The sequence below is a fragment of the Halorubrum sp. AD140 genome (assembly GCF_034497445.1).
Taxonomy (GTDB): domain Archaea; phylum Halobacteriota; class Halobacteria; order Halobacteriales; family Haloferacaceae; genus Halorubrum.
The window spans coordinates 1-1,101 of the sequence record NZ_JAXRUU010000298.1 but is presented as its reverse complement, the minus strand read 5'-3'; the positions used below and the strand labels follow the sequence as shown (position 1 = coordinate 1,101).

1 protein-coding gene and 1 pseudogene are annotated in these 1,101 nt (G+C 68.8%); both read left to right on the top strand.

Annotated elements, in window-relative coordinates:
• Positions 1 to 297, top strand: a pseudogene (locus U4E84_RS18340) (cytochrome C biogenesis protein); the annotation flags it as partial.
• Between the two features lie 133 nt (positions 298 to 430).
• Positions 431 to 1,087 carry an AIM24 family protein gene (locus tag U4E84_RS18335; protein WP_322533494.1) on the top strand — a complete coding sequence of 219 codons (657 nt, stop codon included), beginning with the start codon at positions 431 to 433 and terminating at the stop codon, positions 1,085 to 1,087.
• Positions 1,088 to 1,101 lie beyond the last annotated feature (14 nt).

The window sequence follows — 1,101 nt, the reverse complement described above, 5'->3', positions numbered from 1 at the left end:
TTCGGCGTCTTCGGCGCGGGGTACGCGCTTGCCGGGGTGGGCTGCGTGGCGCCGGTGTTCCTCGGCGTCGTCGCCCGTGCGATCGCGCTCCCGTCGGAGACCGCCGTCCTCGTCCTCGGGGTCTACGCCGGCACCGTCGCCGTCCTGATGGCCGCGACCACCGTCGCGACCGGAGTCGGCCTCGTCAGCAACGCCAATCGGGTGATGGCCCACGCGGGACTGCTCAAGCGGATCGCGGGCGCCGTGATGATCGTCGCAGGGGTCGGACAGCTGTACCTCTCGCTGGTCGTGTACTGAGGCCGCGGTCGCGTACCGAACGGGGACGCGTCGCGTCTCTGTCCCCGAGAGGTGTCCTTGACTCTCCCGTAGATTCTTAACCGATACCGCGGGATCATCAGACAGCCGAACCGGACGGTTCGGTCCCCGCACCATGAACTTAGACCAGTTCACCGCAGAGAACGCACCGACGGACAGCGCGGAACCGTTCCAGCGCGAGAACAGCTACACCCTCGACGTCGAGGTCGCCGGCACCGTCATGGCGAAGGCGGGCTCGATGGTGGCGTACACGGGCGACGTGTCGTTCACCGGAAAGGCCTCCGCGGAGGGCGGAATCACCGGCTTCCTCAAGGAGGCCGCCACCGGCGAGGGGACGCCGATCATGGCCGTCGAGGGCGACGGCCACGTCTACTTCGCGGACGACGGCAAGAAGGTACAGGTGGTGGAACTCGGCGCGGGCGAGTCGATCACGGTCAACGGCGAGGACGTCTTGGCGTTCGAGGAGTCGCTCTCCTACGAAGTCAGCGCCATCGACAGCCTCGCCGGCGCGCTCGCGGGCGGCTTCAGCAACGTCTACCTCGAAGGACCGGGGTACGTCGCGCTCACCACGCACGGCGACCCGATCGTCTTGGAGCCGCCGGTGGCGACCGACCCGAGCGCGACCGTCGCGTGGGGCGGCACCTCGCCGGACGTGGAGGTCAACCGGAGCCTCTCGGACATGATCGGCCAGGAGTCCGGCGAGCGCTACCAGATGCGCTTCGAGGGCGACGGCGGCTTCGTCGTGGTCCAGCCGCGGGAAGAACACGTGTGAGGCGAGGAAGGCCC